Below are 23,335 nucleotides of genomic sequence, written 5' to 3'. Positions count from 1 at the left end.
GGGCTGTCCATAGTCAAGAGTCCAGAGTCAAAGGCTAGCTTGGACTGTGGACTGTGGACTTTTGACAACCTGAGTGCGAAATATACAATTTAAATGCGTAACAGCTTATGAAAGATGTTTTTTCCCTACACCCCTTTCAATTCATGAGGGCAAATATTTTTAGCAATAATAGTTAGTAAAGCGAGTTGAGATTTAGCTAAGTATGGATAACTCATCTGAAAGCAAGTCTAGCTACCCGGCTGGGGGTGGTTTACCAGTGATTCAGTATTGGGTAGAACAAACTCTCTCACCACAAGGATTACAATTATGGCAAACTCTCAATCATAAAAGTGCGTGTTTATCCTGTGCTTGGGGTACGGGCGGACAAAAAGGGGGATTTGTCAATGAAGCAGGAGAATATTTACAACGCTGTGCTAAAAGTGTAGAGGCGATCGCTGCGGAATTACAACCAGGAATTAAACAAGATTTTTTCCAAGAACATAGCATCAGTGAATTACAAAACCTCACTTCTCAAGAATGCGATCGCTTGGGTAGATTAAGTTATCCTCTGATTCTCAAATCAGGTTCATCCCATTATCAACGTATTAGCTGGGAAGAAGTTTACCAAATTGCTACACAAGCCTTTAATTTACCACCAGCGCGAATTGCTAGTTATAGTTCTGGACGTTCATCTAATGAAGCTGCCTATTTACTACAATTATTCATGCGATCGCTAGGTAGTAATAATCTAGCAGACTGCTCAGATTTGTGTCACGCTCCCTCAACAGTGGGGTTAAAAAAAGTTTTTGGCTCAGGTACATCAATGGTAAGCCTAGAGAGCCTAAAACATAGTGATTGTCTTGTTTTAATTGGTTCTAACGCACCAGCGAACCATCCGCGCTTGATGAACGAATTAATTAAGTTGCGGGAAAGAGGCGGGAAAGTAATTATTATCAACCCACAAGTAGAAATCGGACTAGTTAAATTTGCCTCTCCTGCATTTCCTATCAAATCCTTACTCACAGGCGGTTCAGATATATCCTCCTTATATTTACAACCAATTCCTGGGAGTGATGTGGCATTATTTGTAGGGTTGCAGAAATCACTCATAGAACAAAATTTAATCCAAATAGAATATCTCAAAGCTTATACTCGCAATTGGCAAAAAGTTGTAGATTACGCTAATCATATATCGTGGGATGACATTACTAATACCTGTGGTATATCTCAAGAAGAAATCACAGCTACAGCTTATATAATTGGGAAATCCGCGCGTGTAGTTTTTGCCTGGGCAATGGGCGTAACTCAACAAGCTAACGGCGTAGATAACATTTTTAGTATTGCTAATACAGCCTTAATTACAGGTAACGCTGGTAAAATTGGTGCTGGAACTATGCCCATTCGAGGACATTCTAATGTGCAAGGATTTGGTTCGATGGGTGTGACTGTAAATTTGCGAGAAGAAATCAAACAAGCCTTATCTCAACTATTAGGAAAACCTCTGAACGAAACTCCTGGTTATCATACCCGTGACTTAATAGAAGCAGCAGAAACAGGAAAGATAGATACACTATTCTGCTTAGGGGGAAATCTGTATGCAGCCAACCCAGACTTACAGCAAGCAAAACAGGCATTATCGCAAATAGATACCATTTTTTATGTGGCGACTAAACCGAACTTAGGACATTTTCACGGATTAGCTAAACAGCAAACTCTAATATTACCTGTATTCAATCGTTTTGAGAATCCCCACAAAACTACAACTGAATCAGGCAATAATTTTGTGAGGTTAAATGATGAAGGTAAAAGTCATTTACAACCATCTAATACTGACTTGATTTCAGAAATAGAATTAATTACAGAAATTGCCCATCGTTTACATAGTGAAACACCGATAAATTGGCGTAAACTGCAAGATACAGCTTATACCAGAGAATTAATTGCTAAAACTATTCCTGGTTATGAAAAAATTGCCACAATTGACCAAACTAAACAGGAATTTCTCATTGAAGGGCGGATTTTAGAAGAACCAAAATTTCCTACATCTGATGGTAAGGCGCAAATGTTTGTTACACCTTTACCACAATTATCATTACCAACTAAAGCAGAGTTTGGTGTGGCAGAAAATCAGCCAGGAATTGTGCTAATTTTGGGAACAGGGCGCAGCTATGGTCAACATAATACTGTAGTTTATCGTAGTGAAGATAAATACAGAGGAATGCCTCATCGTCACTGTATTTTAATGAATTATTTTGATGTAAAAAAAGCGGGATTCCAGGAACATCAGCGAGTCATAGTCAAAGGAGATAAGGGAAAGTTAGACAATATTGAAATTATTTGTGGGGCAATTCGTGAGGGTGTAGGTTTTATGTTTTATCCTGAAGCTAATGTTTTATTTCAAGCAAAAATTGATCCACAAAGCGGCACACCTGCTTATAAAAGAGTTCCGGTTTGTATCATAGCTGCCTGATTTAATTAGGACTTACGCACCCAGGTTGTCTGTTGAGACTGGGTGTAAGGGGTTAAGGGAACACCAAAAAATAAATTATTCCAAATTGACAGTTAGTAGGGTGCGTCAGTGCGATAAAATCTAACTGTAACAGGAAATTATTCATACTGACGCACCCCACATTTGGGACATTTTTTTATCTGAAAGTTCCTAAGGGTATAAGGGTGTAAGGGTTTTAAATATTTACACACCTACACCCTTGTCCAGACCCTTGATTTTTCGTCTTCATGCGTAAGTTCTATGAATTAAGAAGTTGAGTATCTGGCAATTAATCATGATAAAGTTATGCAATAACAACTATTGGTTATTACTTGGGAAAAATAATAGTTGTTGTCGCAATAAAAACTAAGGGTAAGTATTTGACTTATAAATGGAGCTAAGCGGGTTCGAACCGCTGACCTCTGCAATGCCATTGCAGCGCTCTACCAACTGAGCTATAACCCCATAATCTTGACTCACTAAGCTTTTTTAATATTTTTAGTGATACATAAGATTATTTCGCTTTACTAGTATGCAGGGTTATGTAGGTTAAGTCAAGATACATATATTAAGTTATGTGAAGATGTGGGGTGATGGTATCGCTATATGGGACGCGAGAGTAGAGTAATTTGATTATTGCTGTTCCCTAAAACATTTACCAAAAGCCAGGTAAAGTTAATGCTTCTTTTAACTTAATTAGCGAGCTAAATGCTGAAATTCTGGTTGATTTTGTTTTTATTTTCATGTATGAAATATTTCGTATAGTACACAAATACTAAAATGTACTATACTCTAGGGTTGTCTAGTATCGCAAAACAACTAATATCAATTCTCCAAAATTCAGTAATAGATCCATTCCTCAGAAACCCTTGTGATATCTGATTTCCTTACTTTTGAATTTGGAATTGTTTATGCCGAAACGCCTGCTAGTGGTTGAATCTCCGGGTAAAGTGAAAAAGCTCAGTCAGATTTTGGGTTCTGAGTGGATTGTCCGTGCTTCTTGTGGACACATTCGGGAACTGAGTGATGAGGGTGAGGATGCTTTGGGGTTCAGCATGGATGGTAGTAGTGTGCAGTGTCACTATGTACCGCGTGACCAACGTTCAAAAGAAACTATCCAGCAGTTAAAGAGTGCAGCGAAGCAGGTGAGTGAAGTTGTGTTGGCGACTGACCCGGATAGGGAAGGCGAAACCATTGCTTGGCATCTCAAGGAAGTACTGGGATTGAGAGAACCGAAACGAGTTGTCTATACAGAGATTACAGCCTCGGCGGTACAGAGTGCGATCGCTCATCCGCGCAAACTGGACTTAAATTTAGTCGGGGCGGGATTGTGTCGAGATTGTTTAGATAAGTTGGTCGGGTATAAGGGTAGTCCTCTGGTTTGGGCGTTAAATAATGGGGCTAAGAGTGTGGGGAGAGTGCAGAGTTCTACACTCCACCTGATTTGTCAACGGGAGAGAGAAATTCAAAGTTTTGTACCTCAAGATTATTGGAGTGTTTGGGTTGATTATGTTGAAGGTTTCCGCGCTTTCTATAAAGGTGCAGTCAACACTCGCTCAGACTCTCCAGAAGCAGAAGTAGAGGTTCATGATGATGCGGCGGGAAATAGCACAACTGCACCTGAGTCTACCCGCGTACTGGCGGAAGCAGAAGCTAATCGTTTAGTAGAAGAAGCACGCCGTCATCCCCACCAAATTGTGCAGTATGAGGGAAAAATTGCCAACCGTCAACCACCCCCACCTTTTATTACTTCCACCTTGCAACAAGCGGCTGGTTCTAAGTTGAAGTTCGCGCCAGAGAAGACGATGCAGCTAGCCCAAAAGTTGTATGAGGCTGGGTTGATTACATATATGCGGACAGACTCGGTAATGTTGAGTCCAGAGTTTTGTGAAAGTGCGCGTCAGTGGTTGGAACAAAATGATCCCCAGAATGTACCGAAGCAGGTTGCAAGACATCGCAGTAGTAAGACAGCCCAACAAGGACACGAAGCGATTCGCCCCACTGATGTGTTTCGTCCTTCCGCCCAGTTGCGAATAGAACTATCCACGGATGAGTTTAACTTGTATGTGATGATTTGGAAACGGGCGATCGCTTCCCAATGTCGTCCAGCCCAACTACGAAAAACGGTGGTAATTACCCAGTCTGGTCAAATTCTCTGGCAAGCAAGAGGACAAGTAGTCGAATTTCTCGGTTATACCCGCTACTGGCCTAATCTCAGCAAGGATACCCTCTTACCCACCTTGCAACAAGGGCAAATGGTAAGTTTAGAAAATGCTGGTCACGAGAAAAAACAAACCCAACCGCCACCACGCTACAGCGAACCCAAGTTAGTGCAACTGATGGAACGTAAAGGTATTGGTCGTCCCAGTACCTATTCTCCCACCATTGCCACCCTGAAGAAGCGAGGTTATATCGAACTGACCAAAGACAACCTACACCCAACAAATCTAGGCTTAGAAGTTGATACTTTCTTACAAAAAGCCCTACCGGATTTACTAGAAGCGGAATTTACTGCCAAAATGGAGAATGCCCTAGATGCGATCGCCGAAGGAAAACAACCTTGGCAGATATACTTAACCACTTGGAATCAGAATTATTTTGCCCCTGCTTTAGCCAAAGCCAAAACCATAGCTGTCGATTCAGGTAATCCGACAAAAACCTTTCCCCCGCGTCAATACGATACTAGCCGGACTCGTTGCCCTGATTGTAATAACTTTCTCAGCAAAATTCCCAGCAGTAAACTGAAGAAAAAATACTTCCTCAAATGCACTAGCGGTTGTGAAAACACAGTCTTATTTTGGAGTGAATTTAGTAAGACTTGGCAAGCACCCCGAACAAAAGATGACAAGATAGCAGAAAATGGGGAAAAGAATCATCTCTCACCGACAACAAAACTTCCCACTCAGTTGACAGCATACCCATGTCCAGTATGTAAAAAACCTTTGGAGGAGTATACTTACACCAAAGATGGACAGAAAAAAACTATGCTGCGTTGCTCTGCATCCTCATCTCGCACTGACAAAAAACATCAAAATGTAGCTTATTTCCAGACTGCTAAAGGTTGGTGGAGTCCTAAGTTTGGGGAATTGAAGAGTTAAATGAATCAATTCAAAATTCAAAATTCAAAATAAAGACCATACCTCTTACCGTAAATAGGGAGTAGTCTAGTTTTACCAATCGTGGGGTATCAACTTTGAATATACTAGAATTTTCTCTACTAGTTTGGCTTGGCTCATTTAGCGCTGGTTTTATAGGTGCGTTAACTGGGTTGGGGGGTGGGGTTGTCATTGTTCCCTTATTAACTTCAGTATTTGGTGTTGATATTAGATATGCTGTTGGCGCTTCCCTGGTATCTGTAATTGCGACATCCCTGGGGGCTGCATCTACTTATATTAAAAAAGGTTATACAAATCTGCGGTTGGGAATGTTTTTAGAAGTTTCCACCACAATTGGGGCGATCGCCGGCGCGATGATTGCTACATTTGTTTCTGTTAAAGCTTTGACTATTGTCCTGGCGATCGTACTGATGTATTCTGCGTATCTTTCACAACGACCCAGACTTGAGCAAATAGAAAATGATACAGCAGATCCTATCGCCAACTACCTGCAACTTAATAGCACCTACCCTAGCACCAATGGATTAATGCCTTATCACGTCCACTCAGTACCAGCCGGGTTTAGCATCATGTTAGTAGCTGGGGTGTTGTCTGGCTTGCTGGGTATTGGTTCGGGAGGATTCAAAGTCTTAGCAATGGATCAAGCCATGCGCCTACCCTTCAAGGTTTCTACCACTACCAGCAATTTTATGATTGGTGTCACAGCCGCCGCATCAGCCGGAGTTTATTTAGCTAGAGGTTACATTGATCCGGGTCTATCAATGCCTGTAATGTTAGGTGTATTACCCGGCGCTTTTTTGGGTGCGAGAGTTTTGATAGGTGCGAAAACGCAGATATTGAGGATTGTTTTCAGTTTGGTGTTAGTAGTAATGGCTTTGAAGATGGTTTACAACAGTCTAATAGGAGGGCTGTAAAATGTATGAATATAATTCTGATATTTGCTGGAACTCAACAGTACACTCAGAAACTGAAGTTGTGGTTACCTCTGTGCAGCTTCAAGAAGCGAATGAGAACCAAAAATTAGAAGAACCACCAATTAGCGCAATCGGGCAAATTACTAGCATTTGTGAAATTGATGTTAGCAGGAATTTTGTTGAATTATCAACTGAACAGCAATTAGAATATTTACTCAGCAATCTTTTAAAATATGGTGTTTTAACAGCTAGTGCAGTTGTCCTACTAGGGGGCATACTCTACTTAATTAATCACGGTACTGAGCCTGCTGATTATCACATTTTTCATGGCACACCATCAGAGTTTCGTTCACCATCTGGTGTATTCCACGCAATATTATCAGGTAGTCGCCGTGCCATCATTCAACTAGGACTATTATTATTAATTGCTATTCCCGTTTTACGTGTCGTTATATCTTTACTCACATTCTTCATAAAACGAGAATTTATTTACGTTGTTATTACCTCTTTAGTGTTAGCCAGTTTAACATATAGTCTGATAGGAGCTTATTAATAAATAAGATCATTACTACTTACTCGTATAAGAAAGATAAGGGATTGCTCATATTTTCTGCAAAACCCAGGATACCGCGATCGCGGTGTTCATAAATTAATGTACCTTGTGAATCAAAGAGAAAAGTTCCTCCGCGCTGGGTCAAATAAGATGAATCTGGTACATAAGTACTCCAGTTGCTCAAAACTTCGGTCATATTTCGCAGGCGCAGGGTTGCTAGTTCAAAGGGACGCTGAAAGCCTGTTCCACCAGCAGCTTTAAAAAATGAACCTTTCATTGGTGGTAAAGGTGTACCCTTCACAACTTCCTCATCAGCAATTAACTGGGGTGCTTTCTTATCACCCTTATAACCCCGAAAAACTTCCTTGAGAGTTCCGGGACTACCAATCCCTGCACACATCAGCATTAAATTCAACCATGCTTTTTGTGAACTTGATAGTATGGGCAATTGTAGCGATAAACCGCGATAAAGCCCCAAAATACTGTGTATTTCCGCTTTTGCGTCCACAAACAACCATTCTGGAGGAAAACCTGTATATTCACAAAACTTGAGTCCAGAATTGCGATCGCCTATTCCAATAGCGCGAATTATAATTCCTCTGGCTGCAATCTGTTCTTTTTGTCTTTGTAGCCACCAAGCATATTCTAAATTGTCAAAATCCCCTAACTGTGACCAAATTAGTACAAGTAACTTGGAAGGAGAGATGCAGCCATCGAAAAGGGATTTAACTTCTCCGTCGCTAACTCGCAAGCGTTGAGTTTGACTCAAAAGCGAATAAATATTTAAGGAATTAGAGCTGGCTTGAATATTCATGCAGGTGGGGGAGACAGTTTTTTAGTAAAATTTTAGCTGGATTCGGACATTTTGTTTTTTGTAGGGGATCTATTTATACCAATTCTCTGTGAAGTTGCGTCAAATAAATGATGTAGAGACGTTGCATGCAACGTCTCTACATCAAGAAACGGCATTACAGCAATTCTGTTAGGGAAAATTGCCGTTGTCGGTCTAGTTCTTGTAGCTTGATTTTTTCGGTGTAGAATGCCTGATAATATGATTGCCATTTTTCTGGTTCAGTTTCAGGATCAGTTTCTTGCCAGAGTTCCAGAAAGTGACGATAACGCTTTTCTGTTAACACTCGTTCCATACAGGCGATCGCTGCTTGTACAACTTGGGGTGTCCGCATAATCTCTTTCTTGGATTTCTCATTGAGATGAAACAGATGAGAAATTCCCCCAAGTTCTTCTGCTAGTTCTAAATATATATCTTGCAGTCGGGAAACTAAATCAACCTGTTCGCCTGTGGACTCTAATATTTGTTGCCACAAAAATCTGTGGTGGGATAGGCTAAACTCTAAACTTCTGCCCTCTAGTTCTTCAATAATCACTCGACGCTGTTCGGGACAATGGAGGTAAATCCGCAGTAGCAGCGCCTCAGCTAGTTCTAGGAGGCTGCGATCGCCATTGAGGGGAGAATTAGGGCTGGGGACTAGGGAAAGGCTTCCATTCGTCCTGGTTGACAGGGGTTTGCTATAAGCGGCGGTGGTTGGGGTGATTTGGGTGAGGAGATTTTCCACTCGCAGGGGAATGAGTCTGGTGTCTCCTAAGCTGAGGATTTCTGCACAGTAAGAAACGTAATAGTTGCGGGTATCGCCGTTAACTATATTTTTGAGTAGTTTGACAAATTGCTGTGTAACTTGCTGAAAATCAGTCGCTTGTTTTAAATCACGGTCTTTGATAATCTGCTGAATCTGCCAGTTCAACCATAATGGCGCATTGGCTAATAATTGCCCATAATCTGCCGGTGTATGGCTACGCAGATATTCATCAGCATCTTTGCCATCGGGAATGTTGAGGATTTTCAGTTGCACTTCGCCTTTGTAAGCTAAATCGGCAATTTCCCCGATCGCCCGTTCGGCGGCGTTGGTTCCGGCTTTATCTGCATCAAAGTTGAGTACCAACTGTTTTGAGTCGGTGTAGCGCAATATCAGCCGCACTTGTTCTAAACTCAAGGCAGTACCCAAGGAAGCCACAGCATGATTAATGCCGGCTGCGTGGAGGGCGATCGCATCAAAATATCCCTCCACTACCACGGCTTGATCAGACTGGGAAATCCCCGTCTTTGCTTGATCGAGGGCGAATAGGGTTTTACCTTTATTAAATAGTTCGGTTTCTGGTGAATTTAAATACTTCGGCTGTTCATCTGTTAAAGTTCGTCCACCAAAAGCAATTACCCGTCCTTGGATATCGCGGATGGGAATCATGAGGCGATCGCGGAACACATCATAATATCCAGCCCCTTCCTTGCGGGGTTTAATCAAACCTGCTTTTTCTACCAGATGGACTGGGTAATGTTTGTCTTCCACCAAATAACGATGGAGAGTTTCCCAGCCGGCGGGTGCATAACCCAAGCCGAACTGTTGGATTGTTGCTTCATTAAATTGGCGATCGCTGCGTAAATACTGCATCGCCCTTTGTCCTTGTGATTGTCTGAGGGCATGCTGATAAAAACTCGCCGCCGAAGCCAGCACCTCATACAACTGTTCCCGCAACGATATCTGACGCTGTAATTCTTGCCGTTGTTCTGGTTCCAGGGTTTGGACTGGGACTTGGTAGCGCCTAGCTAAATCTAATACCACATCAGCAAACGATCGCTTACCCAATTCCATCAAAAACTTAATCGAATTTCCCCCAGCCTGACAACCAAAGCAATAATACATTTGCTTAGTTTGGCTGACAGTAAAACTAGGTGATTTTTCATCGTGGAAAGGACACAAGCCGACAAAATCTTTACCCCGCTTGCGTAAAACCACATATTCCGATACCACATCGACAATATCAGCCCGATGTTTTACTTCATCTATCGTATCTGGATGGAGGCGCGGAATTTGCATTTTTGTCGGTTGCTATTTGTTAGAGACGCGATTAATCGCGTCTGTACAATTGTCAGTTGTCATTACTCATTAATCATTAGTTTTCCCCTGCTACCTACTCCCCTGCTTCTTCCCCTACTCCCCCTGCTCCCTGCTCCCCTGCTTCTTCTCCTCCCCCTCCCCATATAATTATTGTTGCCAAGCCCAAAATAGTGTATAGAATTGCTTACGCTTAATTTTATCAGAGGAAATACGGGAGATGGGGCGTATTTTTATTTCGGCAGCCCACGGAGGCAAAGAAGCGGGAGGAGTAGATCCAGGCTCAATCGCTGGGGGGACGACGGAAGCCAGAGAGATGATTCTGCTACGAGATTTAATTGTGACAGAATTGCGATCGCGGAGTTTTGAAGTTTTGTCTGTTCCTGACGATTTGAGTGCGGCTGATACTATCGCCTGGATCAATGCTCGTGGTCGTCGGGGTGATGTATCCCTAGAAGTCCATGCGGATTCAGCGAGTAGCCCATCTGTACGGGGTGCTAGTGTGTTCTATATTGCCAGTAATAATGAACGTAAAAGCAACGGGGAATTGCTGTTAGTTGGACTGTTACGCCGTGTACCCCAGTTACCAAATCGGGGAGTTAAGCCAGATACAGACAGTGGCTTAGGTAGATTGGCCTTTTGTCGGCAGATTGCGATCGCTTCTTTACTCATGCAGGTGGCTTTTATTAGCAGTCCAGAGGATCGGGCTTTGCTGCAAAATCGTCGGCGCGATTTCGCTTTGGGTATTGCTGATGGTTTGGCTTCATGGAGTCGAGTGATTGATCCTAACCCCGGAACTCCCGCAGACTCCAATTATCCACCCATCAATATCAATATTAACGGGCAGAATTATGCAGAGCAAGGCATCTTAGTGAATGGTAACGCTTACATTCCCATTGATTTAGTCGATCGCCTGCGGATTGATTTATCAAAAGCACCAAATGTCAATCGCATTACCTATCGGCGAATTGTCTATGTCAAAGCCGTGGAACTACGAGATTTTAATGTGGCCGTTAGCTGGGATGCAGCAACACGCACCGTCACCTTACGTTCCAATTTGGTAGTGTGTCCTGGTCAAATTGACAGGATCATGTCCAATGGAACTACCTCAGAAGTGCAAATGCAACTATTCTTGAGAAACAATAACGAGAATGCCTTAGCCCAATTTCCTGACTTACCTAAACTCTATCGAGAAGAAGCCAGCGCCGAGGGCGTAAATTATGACATTGCCTTCTGTCAAATGTGTGTAGAAACAGGATTTTTACGCTTCGGTGGTGACATTAAAGCAGAACAAAATAACTTTGCTGGTTTAGGTTCCATTGGTGGCGGTACAGAAGCGGCTGCTTTTCCTAGTGCCAGAATCGGTGTCAGGGCGCACATCCAGCACCTCAAAGCCTACGCTAGTCTCGAACCCCTAGTCAATGAAGTAGTAGATCCCAGATTTCGCTTCGTCACCCGTGGCGTGGCGACAAAAATTGATGAACTTTCAGGACGCTGGTCAGCCGATTTAGATTATGGGTCAAAAATCACAGCTATGGTAAAACGTTTATACGAGTCCGCCGGTTTCTTTTAATAGTGAATCCGGTTTAAGCAAAGCCCAAAACTCTAACATTTTTGATACCTCATCCCTGGTAGCTGCGAAACTATACCCATCAATTCCAACTGTAATAAAGCACTGGAAACTGAACCAGCATTCATACCTGTTTGCTGAATAATCAAATCGAAGGGTAAAGCATCAAAGCTAATAGCATCAAGTACCCGTTGTAGTTCTGGTGATAACGTGGGTAAACTCAACTGTTCTGGTACTGATGATTTATCCACCACATCCAGTTGTGGTATCGCTCCCAGCATTTGTAAAAGTTCGTCGATTTCTCGGATAATTAAAGAAGCCCCTTGGCTAAGTAATTTTAAACAGCCTTGGGATGGATGATCATCAACTCTGCCGGGGAGTGCATAAACATCCCTACCGAAATCATTGGCGTAAGTAGCCGTAATTAATGCACCAGACTTGATTGGTGCTTCCATTACCAAAATGGCGCGACTTAACCCTGCAATAATTCTATTACGAAGAGGAAAGTGAGTGCGATCGGGTGGGGTTTTGGCAGGATATTCACTCACAACCAATCCATTTTTCAAAATCTGCTGGTACAAATCCCGATTTTTATGAGGATAGACAACATCTACACCTGTACCTAAAACCGCAATAGTTCGTCCACCAGCTTTTATAGTCGCACTGTGGCTGACTGTGTCGATTCCTTCCGCCATACCAGAAACCACAGTGAAGCCATTTTTAGCTAAAGCAGTACTAATTTGCCGAGTCCAGCGTATGCCATACTCTGAGGGTTGACGCGTCCCGACAATGCCCACTAAGGGTTTGTTTCCCCAATTTTCTTGTAAATCTACCTCACCCTGATAGTACAACATGGGCGGCGGGCTGGGAGTTTCTAACAACAACCGGGGGTAGTTTGTATCGGCTGGTGTCCAGAAGTGGGGGTTTTCTTGCTCATGCTGGATGAGTAATTGTTCTGGGTAAAGACGCGATCGCTGTTTTACCACTTTTTCTAAAGTCTGTAAACCAAAGCCCTCAACTTCCCCTAACTGCGCCTGAGTAGCATTCCAAGCTGCTGCTAATGTACCGAAATGCTGCTGTAGTCGTCGCAGCAAAACAGGCCCAACCCCAGAAATTTGCGCCCAAGCTAACCAATAAGCTCGTTCTTCTCCCACATTCCCATCCTCACACCCACTGGGTTGAGTATTCCCAAATTTGGGGGGTTGGGTATCGGGGATTGGGGACTGGGAAAGCTTCTTATTCTCAGGACTTACGCACAGAGGTTATTTTTTCAGAAGGGGTGTAAGGGTATGAGGGTGTAGGGGTGTAAGGGTTTTGAACACCTACACCCCTACACCCCTATACCCCTATACCCTCGCCCAAACCCTTGATTCTTCGTATCACTGCGTAAGTCCTAATTCTGTCTCTTCAACTTTGACTGAGTTTTTATCTTTGAGGTAGGCAAATACGGATTTATCACCAATATCGGGGGGAATGGCTTGTATTACTTTACGCACAGCAAAGATTAAGAATAAAATTGCCCAAGTTCCTAATAAAACTTGTTCCCATTGAATTGGTAAAACTCCTACCAAATGTCCTAATAAAAGTGTGGGTACTAGAAAAGTTAGGACTTTGGTTTCTAAACGATGAAAGCAAAACGCTTCTTTGAAATAAATCCCCGTCAAAGCTGCGAAGGTAAAACCAATTCCCAATATGGTCAAAGGTTGATTGTATACAGTCACAGCAAAAGGTTGACTGTCGGAATGTCCGAAGATAAACGCAGCAATGCTACCAATTATCCAAAAAACCTGTAATAGTCTGTGCAATGGTGCGAGATAAATATGAATCGTCAATAAACTCACTCCCAGTGCCAAACTGAAGCAAGTGTATAAGGGAGTTAGGGCTTGAATAGCAATGGGATTATTGGTGAATAATACTAAAGCAGTACCAATGGCAAAACTCAAGGCTGCTACCATTAAACCAGAACGGTAAATAATCACACCATTGCGATCGCTCTGATTAATCGTAAACTCCCCAAATTGACCTTGATAAACTTCCGGTGCAGATATTGTTGATGTAGTCATTAGTTACTAGTCCATAGTCATTGGTCAACAGTCAACGGTTCTCATCTTGCCTTTATGTACTAGTCTAATAACTAATGACTTCTAGAGGATCTTGCAAGTTAATCTGCAACTGTGAATGTGCATCACCGCTATTGATGGCAATTTCTACCCAGCCATGACTGCCGATTAAAGCTGTAGCCTCTCCCAGTTTCACATCACTATAGGTATCACACCCCGGAATCATCAAGCCACTAACTTGCACACACCATTTTTTGCCTTGTAGACAATCACCAGGAATATTACTAACTAAATTACCAAAGTAATCTATATATTGAATACAACCAGACCAGCCTGTTGCTGTCTGAGTGCAGTTTTTCATGTTCATCTGTACCAAACTGGCTGGTGCAATTTCTTGTCCCAGGTGTTGGAGAGATACGCCACTAGCTAGATGAGCGCCAATTGGGGCAAAAATATCTCTACCATGAAAAGTTTTGCTAGGTTCAGGAGTACACCAATACTGGGAATTAGTGAGTTCCACAACTGCGATAGCTGGACTTTGAGCTAGTACACCGCTAAATATGCCATTATCAGGCCCCACGAGAAACCCATCTGCAAATTCTACTGCGATCGCCCGTCTTTTACTACCCACCCCCGGATCTACCACAGCTATATGTACAGTCCCCTCTGGAAAGTAAGGATAGGCATTCATCAAACAAAACCTAGCAGCAGCAATATTTTGCGGTGGTATTTGATGGGTTAAATCCACTACCTGTAATTTAGGGTTAATTTGGGCAATTACTCCTTTCATTACAGCTACATACACATCGCGATCGCCAAAATCACTCAGTAAAGTCAATAGAGGCTGATTAGACCAATTTTTTGGCATAACAAATAAACATATCTATATTAAATTATTTTTTTCTGTAACATACACTACGAAAATTGTGCTATGTTAGGAAGAACAGACATAAAGTAGAAAAATTAAGAGGTTAATCCTATGAGCCAAACTAGATTTAAGGCGAATAGCACTGCCAAGGAAGTACACAGACAAAATATTCAAAGAAACATACAGCACCGCCTAGAAGTAGCTAGAGCGAAAGGTGATGAAAGACTAATTCGGCAACTAGAAGCTGAATTAAGACAATTTGCCTAAATTTCAGTACTCATTGTTCATAGTTTTGTTGTGTTCATCCCGCTCAGGCGGGTTTTTTGTTGGAAAATTACATTAACCATTAATATTCCTCCTTCCCAACTCCTGCATAAAAACTAAAACCTCAACGTGTAACTCAGCAAGAGGTTGAAAGGCTAAGGCCAGACTTCAATACACGAAAAACGAGGTTTATTGTTTTTTCTACAGGGGATATAAAATAAAAAAGATTAATGCCACAAAGGCAATTAAAACAGTATTTCTCACTAGCTGCGCTATGTTTGGTTTGCTAGCGCCATTTAGTACACAGATGCAATCTGACTTTTCACGTTATGTGGAAAAGCTAACGCGAAACCTAACCCCCTAACCCCCTTCCCTAGTAGGGAAGGGGGAAAAGTTAAAGCCTCTCTCCTTGCAGGGGAGAGGTTTGGAGAGGGGTTTTCCAGATCCCGTGAAAAGTCAGAGATGCAATATGGTTTAGAACAATCCAAGTGAAGCCAAAACTGGACTCATCTGGAATCCGTGGCGTGATATTTTCAATCGTTCAATCTAACATCCTCGTGGGTCGATGTGTTTCAAGAGCTACAGCACGACCTTAAACGCAAAATGGAACAATAGTGGCAACTAATCAGCTGTGATACTAAGTTTCTCAAATAAACATCAAAGAAAAATCCGAAAAGTCTCATAACTGATGGGTAGATATGAACATAGATTTTACTCCATAAGATTAGTATTTGATTTTTTTGAGCTATGTAGGCAATGCCCATCAAAACCTTGATGTGGCGAGTATTTGTCACCCTACAAATACCAAAAATTGTAACAATAATCAAATCGGATTTTTATATCTGTTTTGATTCAATCTAAATCGTTCCGTGAAGTATAAATCTATCAAATTAATAGACTGAACATGAACATTTATCCTCAAAAACAAATGAAGTCTTTGTTATTCATCTTAGCTACAACTTTAGGCACAGCCTTATCATTTACTGGTAGTGTTAATTCTGCTATTGCCTCAGAACTAACAGCTAATAAGAATTCAGCAGTAAATAGCGGAAATATAGCTAGTGTACGCACTTGTCCCAAATATGCAGGAGGTGGAAGATTATCAGCCAGAATTGAAACTCCTAATTTTATTATTCATCTTTGCGAGCGACGGAAAAAGCTGTTTTATACAGGCATTTCTAAGCATACAGGTAAAGGAATTTATTCTTTGCCAGCTTATGTGGAAGAAGGTACAGGATATGTCGCTAAAAATGGCAAATATGAATATATCGTTACTGGTGCCAGTCTAGATATTATCAAAAATGGCAAGGTTATACAGTCGGAAACTGTAACTAAATTTACCAGTGGTTATGTCAATTAAGCACATCTAAATATCTAAAAATATCTGTGGGGGTTGGTAATTGATAATGGCAAAGCGTAATTAACATTCAGCAACCCTAATAAGGTGAGCAATTCTCACCTTAATTAACCCTAAGAGGTTATTTATAAAGCAAAAATAAAATTATTGTAGGGTGTGTTAGGCGCTCATTTCCCTGATGATTGGTCACAAAATAACTATCCTCGCGCCTAACGCACCGCCGGATGGTGCGTTACGGCTAAATTTTCTTGTCTCTGAGTCCCAAATCCTTTCATAGCCGTAACACACCCTACTTAATATTTACTTTATAAATAGTCTCTAATATCTAAGTTTTTATCATCCCCATTGTCTGTCAATGGGGATTTTTGACGCAATATTGTTTTTTGGCGTTGCTGAATCCCGATATGATGGGACTCAACTGCAAACCGCTATATATTGAGAATGCAGAGAATCAACTCTACAACCCAACACTCAATATCAAGACGACCATGACCTATTTAGAAACAGCCGCACAATTTTATAGCGAAGTTGCCCAAACGCCGCAAGTGGGTCTGTGCTGTGTTCAAAGTACACCTCTACAACTACCAGGGCTAAAAATTCCTTTATCCATGCAGGAAATGAACTATGGTTGTGGAACCACTGTTCATCCTACGGAACTTGGCAAGCAACCTACCGTCTTGTATGTTGGTGTGGGTGGTGGTTTAGAAGCACTGCAATTTGCTTATTTTTCTCGTCGCCCTGGTGCTGTAATTGCAGTTGACCCAGTTGCCGCAATGCGAGAAGCAGCCGCACGTAACCTAGAAATGGCTTTAACAGACAACCCGTGGTTTGAAAGTAGTTTTGTAGAGATTCGTGAAGGTGATGCCTTTAATTTACCTGTGGCAGATGGGTCAGTTGATATCGTAGCTCAAAATTGTTTGTTTAACATTTTCGAGCCTGAAGACTTAACCCGTGCGCTCAAGGAAGCGTATCGGGTGTTAAAGTGTGGTGGACGGTTGCAAATGAGTGACCCTATTGCCACCAGTCCCATCCCGGCACATTTACAACAAGATGAACGGTTACGCGCTATGTGTTTGTCTGGCGCACTGACCTACGAAGAGTACACCCAGCGTATTATCGATGCTGGCTTTGGTCAGATTGAAATCCGGGCGCGTCGTCCTTATCGTTTACTGGATTCCCAAACTTACAACTTAGAAACCCATTTACTTTTAGAAAGTCTCGATTCAGTCTCATTCAAAGTGCCTATCCCAGAAGATGGCGCTTGCATTTTTACTGGTAAAACGGCAATTTATGCTGGTTGCGAAGAATTTTTTGATGACAAAGCCGGACATATCCTACAACGTGGCATTCCGGCAACCGTATGCGATAAAACTGCTGCTAAACTAGCAACGGTAAAGCCAAAAGAAGTAATAATTACTGATTCTACTTGGCATTATAACGGTGGTGGTTGCTGTTAATTTATACTGCTCAAAATGTTGTTAATTAGTTTGTTTATTGCTACCCTGTTCCTGGCTTATGCTAATGGAGCTAATGACAACTTTAAGGGTGTAGCGACGCTGTTTGGTAGTCGGACAACAAGCTACCAAACAGCAATTTTGTGGGCAACTTTTACGACTTTTGCAGGTTCTTTGACTGCTACTTATTTAGGTAGAACAATAGTTAAAGAGTTTACTGGTAAGGGTATTTTACCAGATGCGATCGCCAATGCACCAGAGTTTCACTTAGCCGTGGCGATCGCCTCTGGCTTGACGGTACTACTGGCTACTACGATGGGATTTCCCATTTCCACATCCCACAGTTTAATCGGTGCAATGTTTGGTGCTGGACTGGTAGCGTTTGGACTCCAGGTAAATTTTGCCATTTTAGGAATCTATTTCATTTTCCCCCTATTATTAAGTCCTATTATTGCTATTGCCTTCAGTGCAGGAATTTACAGTTTAATTAATTACTTAAGTATTAGGCTGAATTGGCAGTTAAATCATAAAATAATTGATACTCTTCATTATATCAGTGCTGGTATATTCAGCTTTGCTAGAGGACTTAATGATACTAGCAAAATTGTCTCTATAGTCCTAATTATCGATTATTTCTCACTTTCTGGGGCAATGATTACCATCGCAATGGCTATGGGTCTTGGTGGTTTACTCAATTCTCAAAAAATTGCTGAAACCATGAGTACAAAAATTACCTCCATGAATCGTATCCAGGGAGTATCGGCCAATATGATTACTAGTATTCTAGTGATTCTTGCTAGTAATTTTGGGTTACCTGTATCTACAACTCATGTCGCAGTATCTTCTATTTTTGGTGTAGGATTAGTTGGTAGTAAAGCCAATAAATATATTTTTTACCAAATTTTATTAGTCTGGTTGGTCAACTTACCTATTGCCACCATTATTGGTGGTATCACCTATAGACTATTACAAGGTTAGCAACATCTTCAATATCTTAACTTATATCCAGGAATAGTCATCAATGACAACTACACCAAGCACTACCATAAATACAAAAATAATTCCTTTTAATTCTCAGTTAAATGCTCCCTTAACCAAACAAGAAATCAATGTTTTACAAATTAATTTAGGTAAACGCTGTAATCTTGCTTGTACACACTGTCATGTTGAAGCTAGTCCCAAACGTACAGAAGAGTTATCAGCAGAAATCTGCGAACAATTAATCGAGGTAATTCATCGATTTCCGCAAATTAAAATTGTCGATTTAACTGGCGGCGCACCAGAGATGAACTATGGATTTCAGCCATTAGTAGAAGCCGCACGTCAACATAATAAACAGGTAATTGTCCGTTCTAATTTAACTATTTATTTTGTGGAGGGCTTTAAATATTTACCTGAATATTTTGCTGCCAACAAAATCAGAATTGTAGCATCCATGCCTTGTTACCTAGCGGATAATGTCGATAAGATGCGTGGTGTAGGTGTATTTGATGATTCAATTAAAGCTTTACAATGGCTAAATCAAGTTGGTTATGGAATAGACCCCAGTTTAGTTTTGGATTTGGTTTATAATCCCCAACTACCTACAAGTGAAAAATTTTCCCTAACTCCTGAACAAAGTAAATTAGAGCGAGATTACAAAACTTTCTTACAAAAACATTTCAATATTGAATTTAATAACCTATTCACTATTACTAATTTACCAGTTGGTAGAACCAAACTCTATTTAGAACGGAAAAAATTAGATACCAGTTATTTGCACTTTTTAGAATCGCATTTCAATCCTCATACGGTAGGAAATTTAATGTGTCGCAATCAATTATCTGTAGACTATCTAGGTAATATATATGATTGTGATTTTAATCAGATGATGAATTTACCAGCGAAAACTCTTAATGGTGAAACTCTGACTGTTGCTAAATTAATTGAGGTTGGTAGTCTGGATCTGATTAATGAAATTCAAACTGCAAACTATTGCTATGGTTGTACTGCTGGTTGTGGTTCTAGTTGCGGTGGCGCTTTGGTGTGACAGGTAAGACTAAGCCACAGATAATCGCTCTATGTCAGCAAATGTTAATTTTGTTACAAACAGTGTTATTTCGCCTTGAGAATAGCTGAGATTCGTTTATGATGTATTTAGTTTAAATCTCCTCACACCACATTAAAAAAACCGTGGATTACTCAATGTTTCTACGGTTTTTATTTTTTGATTAAAGATAAAAATATTACTCTTGACCAAGTATTTAATCCAACGCACAACATATCTAATACCAAATTGATATGAAGCTGCGCCAAATAAATGATGTAGAGACGTTGCATGCAACGTCTCTACGGTACTACGCCAGGCAAGCTACATCAAAAAACGGTATGAGCGCCAATTATTAATTTCTTCCCAAAAAATCCTGTTACCAAAATTGTTACGAGTGTATCACTACCGGGCGGTTGCCCTATGATGGTCTTTAGTTAAGCTCCTCACACCACACGAAAAGCCGCGAAACTATATTGTTTTGCGGTTTTTTCTATAGTTGTTCTATAGATGAGTGCTGAGTAAGATATGGGACTTACACAACTGCCATATTTTTTATGTAGGGGAGGTAAAAAGCGGTGTGGATTTTCCTCCCGCTTTATTGCCGTTGTGTGACGCTACGAACTCAGCATCTATGGTGACACTTGCATCAGTCCTGAGATATTCTTCCTCCTACTTCATCTCTACCAAATGCAAACAACCGTTAAACTTCATTGCGAAGTAAGAAGCCAAGTGAAACAACGTGATAAGTTTTGATGATGTGACGCAATCGCACCAGAGGATAAGGAGAATACGGTGGCAATCGAATCAAACTTATTAAAAGGCACAGTTCTACCAAAGGAAGAAATTAGCGAATATGTTGCCAACCTCCAGCTACACATGACTTTGCAAGCACGTAATTTAGTTCCACCTTTAAGGCAGACTCAGACTATAGAAGATAGTAGACAACAATTGCTGCATCAAACCCAAGCTAATTTTGAGATGCAGGCTTCTCGGCAAAGATTATAATATAAAAAGACATAAAATAACAGAAAAACAAATAAAATAAAAGCAGATATTGTTGGTTCCACACCAAAAGTGTTACCCTCAAGTCTGCTTTTTCCATTTTTTGTAGTCTTCAGTTACGAAAATCACCCTTTGGGAGCAATAGCAAAGAGCGGAAAGCCGTTAAAATTATTGCAGCAGTTCCTCTGATCCAATCCGTTAAGGCTAAATGGCAGCTCAAATCAACATGACTTCATTACTTCCTCGAAATCTTAGCGTTGTCATCCGGCCAGTCTATTATCGGGACTTGGACGGAATTGAGCGAATATCGCAAGAATCATTCGCAGCTCATACCCCCCAAGGAGCTAGTTCTATTGCGAATAGAATGCAATGGTTACGTCGCTGGTATGGGTTACTCAAGTTTTTGAGTTGGTTCCCTAACCCGCTACAATACCGCTTTTGCGCCTATGTAGCCGAGCAGGGGCGGATGCTCTTAGGGATGATTCAAGTTTCGCCGTTTAACCGGACACGCAGCACTTGGCGAGTTGATCGGGTGATTTTGGATCGGGCTGTTGATAAGCAGGGAATTGGTTCACAGCTACTACGCCACTGTTTTGAAGGGATTTTAGAAGCTCGTACTTGGTTGTTAGAAGTTAATGTCAATGATACAGATGCACTAGCGCTTTATCGGCAAAATGGATTTCAGCGTTTGGCAGAAATGACATATTGGGAAATTGATCCCGAATTATTAAGTGAATTAGCGCAAGCCGAGCCAGATTTGCCCAATCTTTTACCAGTCAGCAATGCTGATGCTCAGTTGTTGTATCAATTAGATACAGCGTCAATGCCACCGTTGGTACGTCAAGTATTCGATCGCAATACCCGCGATTTTAAAACCAGTTTGTTCGGCGCTTTAAGAGATGCAGTCAAACAATGGGTGACAAAAATTGAAGTTGTAAGCGGCTATGTGTTTGAACCACAACGCAAAGCCGCAATCGGTTATTTCCAGTTACAGCTAGACCGCAAAGGCGAAACTCCCCACGTTGCCACCTTGACAGTCCACCCTGCTTATACTTGGCTATACCCAGAATTATTATCTCAACTGGCACGAATTGCCCAAGATTTTCCCCAACAAGGTTTACAACTAGCTTCCTCTGATTACCAACCAGAGCGAGAAGAATATTTAGAACGCATTGGTGCCAAGCGCATAGAACACACGCTGATCATGTCTCGTTCAGTCTGGCACAAACTGCGGGAGTCAAAATTTGTCTCTCTAGAAGGAATTCAATGGACTGATGTTCTCCAAGGACTGCAACCCGCACGCAAACCCATCCCTGGGGGAATGTCCTGGGTACACACCAGACAGCAATCATCCCCAGATATTCCAGTACCCAGTTCATCAGAACCAATGGCCTTTGGGATTAAAGAACTACCCAATCAGCCAGATTCAGAAGAAGGGGGGATTGGGGAGTAGGAAGTAGGGGAAGTAGAGGGGCAGAGGGGGCAGAGGGAGCAGGGGGAGCAGGGGAAGACAACTGACTATTGACAACTGACAACTGACTAATGACTAATGACTAATGACTAATGACTAAATACATTTCAGCCTTGGGATTGGATGTGGGGCGTAAGCGTGTTGGTGTGGCTGGATGCGATCGCACTGGGTTGATTGCTACGGGAATCACCACCGTTGAGCGTACATCTTTTGACCGGGATGTCCAGCAAATACAAAATATAGTGAATGAACGCCAGGTACAAGTTTTGGTGGTGGGTTTGCCATATTCAATGGACGGTTCTTTAGGATTTCAAGCTCGTCAAGTGCAGAAATTTACAGCAAGGCTGGCGAAAGCTTTGCAGTTACCTGTGGAATATGTTGATGAGCGACTGACTTCTTTTCAAGCGGAACAAATGCTCATCGCTGAAAATGTTTCCCCATCACGGAATAAAGGTTTAATTGATCGCAAGGCAGCAGCTTTGATTTTGCAGCAGTGGTTGGATATTAGACGAACTAATGCTCAGAGTTCAGTGGCAGTAGAGTATTGATACCTTTGAACATGATATTCTGAAAGCTGTTACACAGCAGTTGTATCTAAGATTAAAGCTATTTGCTTGACATAATTTGTCATTCAAGAGCAAAGCTTTGTTTACATCTGTTGGTACTTATAAAGTCTCACACCTTGGCTATGTTTTCCTCTCCATTTTCCGAAGATAACGACAATGCTCCTAATGGTTCCATCACCTTAACCGATGAAAAAGGGCGATCGCTTGAATGTTATGTAGAACATTCGCTTTCGGTAGATGGACAAGAATATGTTTTGCTACTTCCTGTCGATTCACCCATAGAAATTTTTGCTTGGGAAGGTGAAGACGAAGACGAAGAAGCAGTCCTAGTAGAATTTGATGATGCGATTATTGACGAAATCTTTGCCACTGCTCAGGCTGTCCTAGCAGAACAAAACTTGGTACTCAAACAGACTGCTTATGCTTTGACGGTGGCTGGTGATTTACCACCAGTGGAAGAATCAGAGCTATTTACTCTAGAAATTGAAGAAGAAGAAGCAGCAGATTTAGAACCGGAGCAACTCCAGCTACTTGCTAACTTCTATCACGATGAACAGGAGTACGCAATTTATACGCCTCTTGATCCCCTGCTATTTTTTGCCAAAATTACAAAGACTGGTCAGCCTGTGCTACTCTCCCCAGAAGAGTTTCGTAAAGTGCAACCCCTGTTAGAAGAACAACTTTTTAATGAAGTTGAATAATATCAAAAGTGTTCAGTTAAAAATTAAAAGATGA

Annotated in this window: 19 protein-coding genes and 1 tRNA gene; 14 read left to right on the top strand and 6 right to left on the bottom strand. The window is 41.5% G+C overall.

Going from position 1 to position 23,335, the window contains the following annotated elements:
- The first annotated feature begins 202 nt into the window (after positions 1-202).
- On the top strand, positions 203-2,449 hold the full coding sequence (locus tag ACM5QX_RS09805; protein WP_414753352.1) for an FdhF/YdeP family oxidoreductase: 2,247 nt from the start codon (positions 203-205) through the stop codon (positions 2,447-2,449).
- 410 nt (positions 2,450-2,859) lie between these two features.
- Here ACM5QX_RS09805 and ACM5QX_RS09800 read toward each other — a convergent pair.
- Positions 2,860-2,932, bottom strand: a tRNA-Ala gene (locus ACM5QX_RS09800).
- A 446-nt stretch (positions 2,933-3,378) separates the two neighbouring features.
- Here ACM5QX_RS09800 and topA point away from each other — a divergent pair.
- From topA to ACM5QX_RS09785, 3 genes are all read left to right on the top strand, one after another.
- Positions 3,379-5,565: a type I DNA topoisomerase gene (gene topA / locus ACM5QX_RS09795; protein ID WP_414753351.1), complete on the top strand. Its 2,187-nt coding sequence runs from the start codon at positions 3,379-3,381 to the stop codon at positions 5,563-5,565.
- A 95-nt stretch (positions 5,566-5,660) separates the two neighbouring features.
- Positions 5,661-6,497: a sulfite exporter TauE/SafE family protein gene (locus ACM5QX_RS09790; RefSeq protein WP_414753350.1), complete on the top strand. Its 837-nt coding sequence runs from the start codon at positions 5,661-5,663 to the stop codon at positions 6,495-6,497.
- Between the two features lies 1 nt (position 6,498).
- Positions 6,499-7,050: a DUF1634 domain-containing protein gene (locus ACM5QX_RS09785; protein ID WP_414753349.1), complete on the top strand. Its 552-nt coding sequence runs from the start codon at positions 6,499-6,501 to the stop codon at positions 7,048-7,050.
- 19 nt (positions 7,051-7,069) lie between these two features.
- Here ACM5QX_RS09785 and ACM5QX_RS09780 read toward each other — a convergent pair whose 3' ends face one another.
- Together ACM5QX_RS09780 and dnaG are read right to left on the bottom strand one after the other, a co-directional pair.
- Positions 7,070-7,864 carry a peroxiredoxin-like family protein gene (locus tag ACM5QX_RS09780; protein ID WP_414753348.1) on the bottom strand — a complete coding sequence of 265 codons (795 nt, stop codon included), beginning with the start codon at positions 7,862-7,864 and terminating at the stop codon, positions 7,070-7,072.
- 154 nt (positions 7,865-8,018) lie between these two features.
- Positions 8,019-9,941 (bottom strand): DNA primase, encoded by a 1,923-nt coding sequence (dnaG, locus tag ACM5QX_RS09775; protein WP_414753347.1) that lies wholly within the window; start codon positions 9,939-9,941, stop codon positions 8,019-8,021.
- Positions 9,942-10,179: 238 nt separating this feature from the next.
- Here dnaG and ACM5QX_RS09770 point away from each other — a divergent pair, with 238 nt between their 5' ends.
- Positions 10,180-11,532 carry an N-acetylmuramoyl-L-alanine amidase gene (locus tag ACM5QX_RS09770; RefSeq protein ID WP_414753346.1) on the top strand — a complete coding sequence of 451 codons (1,353 nt, stop codon included), beginning with the start codon at positions 10,180-10,182 and terminating at the stop codon, positions 11,530-11,532.
- A gap of 32 nt (positions 11,533-11,564) precedes the next feature.
- Here ACM5QX_RS09770 and dprA read toward each other — a convergent pair whose 3' ends face one another.
- The 3 genes from dprA to ACM5QX_RS09755 form a co-directional block, all read right to left on the bottom strand.
- Positions 11,565-12,683: a DNA-processing protein DprA gene (dprA, locus tag ACM5QX_RS09765; RefSeq protein ID WP_414753345.1), complete on the bottom strand. Its 1,119-nt coding sequence runs from the start codon at positions 12,681-12,683 to the stop codon at positions 11,565-11,567.
- A 225-nt stretch (positions 12,684-12,908) separates the two neighbouring features.
- On the bottom strand, positions 12,909-13,592 hold the full coding sequence (locus tag ACM5QX_RS09760) for a DUF2301 domain-containing membrane protein (RefSeq protein WP_414753344.1): 684 nt from the start codon (positions 13,590-13,592) through the stop codon (positions 12,909-12,911).
- Between the two features lie 64 nt (positions 13,593-13,656).
- Entirely contained in the window at positions 13,657-14,457 is an 801-nt protein-coding gene (locus tag ACM5QX_RS09755; RefSeq protein ID WP_414753343.1) for an S-adenosyl-l-methionine hydroxide adenosyltransferase family protein, read from the bottom strand.
- 111 nt (positions 14,458-14,568) lie between these two features.
- Here ACM5QX_RS09755 and ACM5QX_RS09750 point away from each other — a divergent pair, with 111 nt between their 5' ends.
- The 9 genes from ACM5QX_RS09750 to ACM5QX_RS09710 all read left to right on the top strand — a co-directional run bounded on the left by ACM5QX_RS09750 (position 14,569) and on the right by ACM5QX_RS09710 (position 23,301).
- Positions 14,569-14,724 (top strand): hypothetical protein, encoded by a 156-nt coding sequence (locus ACM5QX_RS09750; protein ID WP_011320493.1) that lies wholly within the window; start codon positions 14,569-14,571, stop codon positions 14,722-14,724.
- Positions 14,725-15,625: 901 nt separating this feature from the next.
- Positions 15,626-16,081: a hypothetical protein gene (locus ACM5QX_RS09745; protein WP_414753342.1), complete on the top strand. Its 456-nt coding sequence runs from the start codon at positions 15,626-15,628 to the stop codon at positions 16,079-16,081.
- Between the two features lie 485 nt (positions 16,082-16,566).
- The gene (gene arsM / locus ACM5QX_RS09740; RefSeq protein ID WP_414753409.1) at positions 16,567-17,535 is read left to right on the top strand and encodes an arsenosugar biosynthesis arsenite methyltransferase ArsM; all 969 of its coding nucleotides are present in this window, start codon (positions 16,567-16,569) and stop codon (positions 17,533-17,535) included.
- A 15-nt stretch (positions 17,536-17,550) separates the two neighbouring features.
- On the top strand, positions 17,551-18,510 hold the full coding sequence (locus ACM5QX_RS09735) for an anion permease (RefSeq protein WP_414753341.1): 960 nt from the start codon (positions 17,551-17,553) through the stop codon (positions 18,508-18,510).
- 43 nt (positions 18,511-18,553) lie between these two features.
- Positions 18,554-19,561, top strand: coding sequence for an arsenosugar biosynthesis radical SAM (seleno)protein ArsS (gene arsS / locus ACM5QX_RS09730; protein ID WP_414753340.1), 1,008 nt, complete (start codon positions 18,554-18,556; stop codon positions 19,559-19,561).
- 798 nt (positions 19,562-20,359) lie between these two features.
- On the top strand, positions 20,360-20,566 hold the full coding sequence (locus ACM5QX_RS09725; RefSeq protein ID WP_414753408.1) for a hypothetical protein: 207 nt from the start codon (positions 20,360-20,362) through the stop codon (positions 20,564-20,566).
- A gap of 205 nt (positions 20,567-20,771) precedes the next feature.
- Positions 20,772-22,016 carry an N-acetyltransferase family protein gene (locus tag ACM5QX_RS09720; protein WP_414753339.1) on the top strand — a complete coding sequence of 415 codons (1,245 nt, stop codon included), beginning with the start codon at positions 20,772-20,774 and terminating at the stop codon, positions 22,014-22,016.
- Positions 22,017-22,126: 110 nt separating this feature from the next.
- Positions 22,127-22,582, top strand: coding sequence for a Holliday junction resolvase RuvX (gene ruvX, locus ACM5QX_RS09715; protein WP_414753338.1), 456 nt, complete (start codon positions 22,127-22,129; stop codon positions 22,580-22,582).
- Between the two features lie 140 nt (positions 22,583-22,722).
- Positions 22,723-23,301 carry a DUF3727 domain-containing protein gene (locus ACM5QX_RS09710; protein WP_011320500.1) on the top strand — a complete coding sequence of 193 codons (579 nt, stop codon included), beginning with the start codon at positions 22,723-22,725 and terminating at the stop codon, positions 23,299-23,301.
- The last annotated feature ends 34 nt before the right edge of the window (positions 23,302-23,335 follow it).

Source organism: Anabaena sp. CCY 9910, from assembly GCF_963920875.1.
Taxonomy (GTDB): domain Bacteria; phylum Cyanobacteriota; class Cyanobacteriia; order Cyanobacteriales; family Nostocaceae; genus Trichormus; species Trichormus variabilis.
The sequence above is the reverse complement of the archived record's forward strand: the minus strand, read 5'-3'. Positions and strand labels throughout refer to the sequence as shown.

What these genes read in the sequence shown, in the direction of transcription:
- ACM5QX_RS09710 (WP_011320500.1), top strand. Translation starts at nt 22,723, where the DNA reads ATGTTTTCCTCTCCATTTTCCGAAGATAACGACAATGCTCCTAATGGT.
- ACM5QX_RS09720 (WP_414753339.1), top strand. Translation starts at nt 20,772, where the DNA reads ATGGCAGCTCAAATCAACATGACTTCATTACTTCCTCGAAATCTTAGC.
- arsM (WP_414753409.1), top strand. Translation starts at nt 16,567, where the DNA reads ATGACCTATTTAGAAACAGCCGCACAATTTTATAGCGAAGTTGCCCAA.
- ACM5QX_RS09805 (WP_414753352.1), top strand. Translation starts at nt 203, where the DNA reads ATGGATAACTCATCTGAAAGCAAGTCTAGCTACCCGGCTGGGGGTGGT.
- dnaG (WP_414753347.1), bottom strand. Translation starts at nt 9,941, where the DNA reads ATGCAAATTCCGCGCCTCCATCCAGATACGATAGATGAAGTAAAACAT.
- arsS (WP_414753340.1), top strand. Translation starts at nt 18,554, where the DNA reads ATGACAACTACACCAAGCACTACCATAAATACAAAAATAATTCCTTTT.
- ACM5QX_RS09735 (WP_414753341.1), top strand. Translation starts at nt 17,551, where the DNA reads ATGTTGTTAATTAGTTTGTTTATTGCTACCCTGTTCCTGGCTTATGCT.
- ACM5QX_RS09750 (WP_011320493.1), top strand. Translation starts at nt 14,569, where the DNA reads ATGAGCCAAACTAGATTTAAGGCGAATAGCACTGCCAAGGAAGTACAC.
- topA (WP_414753351.1), top strand. Translation starts at nt 3,379, where the DNA reads ATGCCGAAACGCCTGCTAGTGGTTGAATCTCCGGGTAAAGTGAAAAAG.
- ruvX (WP_414753338.1), top strand. Translation starts at nt 22,127, where the DNA reads ATGACTAAATACATTTCAGCCTTGGGATTGGATGTGGGGCGTAAGCGT.
- ACM5QX_RS09745 (WP_414753342.1), top strand. Translation starts at nt 15,626, where the DNA reads ATGAACATTTATCCTCAAAAACAAATGAAGTCTTTGTTATTCATCTTA.
- ACM5QX_RS09785 (WP_414753349.1), top strand. Translation starts at nt 6,499, where the DNA reads ATGTATGAATATAATTCTGATATTTGCTGGAACTCAACAGTACACTCA.
- ACM5QX_RS09780 (WP_414753348.1), bottom strand. Translation starts at nt 7,864, where the DNA reads ATGAATATTCAAGCCAGCTCTAATTCCTTAAATATTTATTCGCTTTTG.
- ACM5QX_RS09755 (WP_414753343.1), bottom strand. Translation starts at nt 14,457, where the DNA reads ATGCCAAAAAATTGGTCTAATCAGCCTCTATTGACTTTACTGAGTGAT.
- ACM5QX_RS09770 (WP_414753346.1), top strand. Translation starts at nt 10,180, where the DNA reads ATGGGGCGTATTTTTATTTCGGCAGCCCACGGAGGCAAAGAAGCGGGA.
- ACM5QX_RS09760 (WP_414753344.1), bottom strand. Translation starts at nt 13,592, where the DNA reads ATGACTACATCAACAATATCTGCACCGGAAGTTTATCAAGGTCAATTT.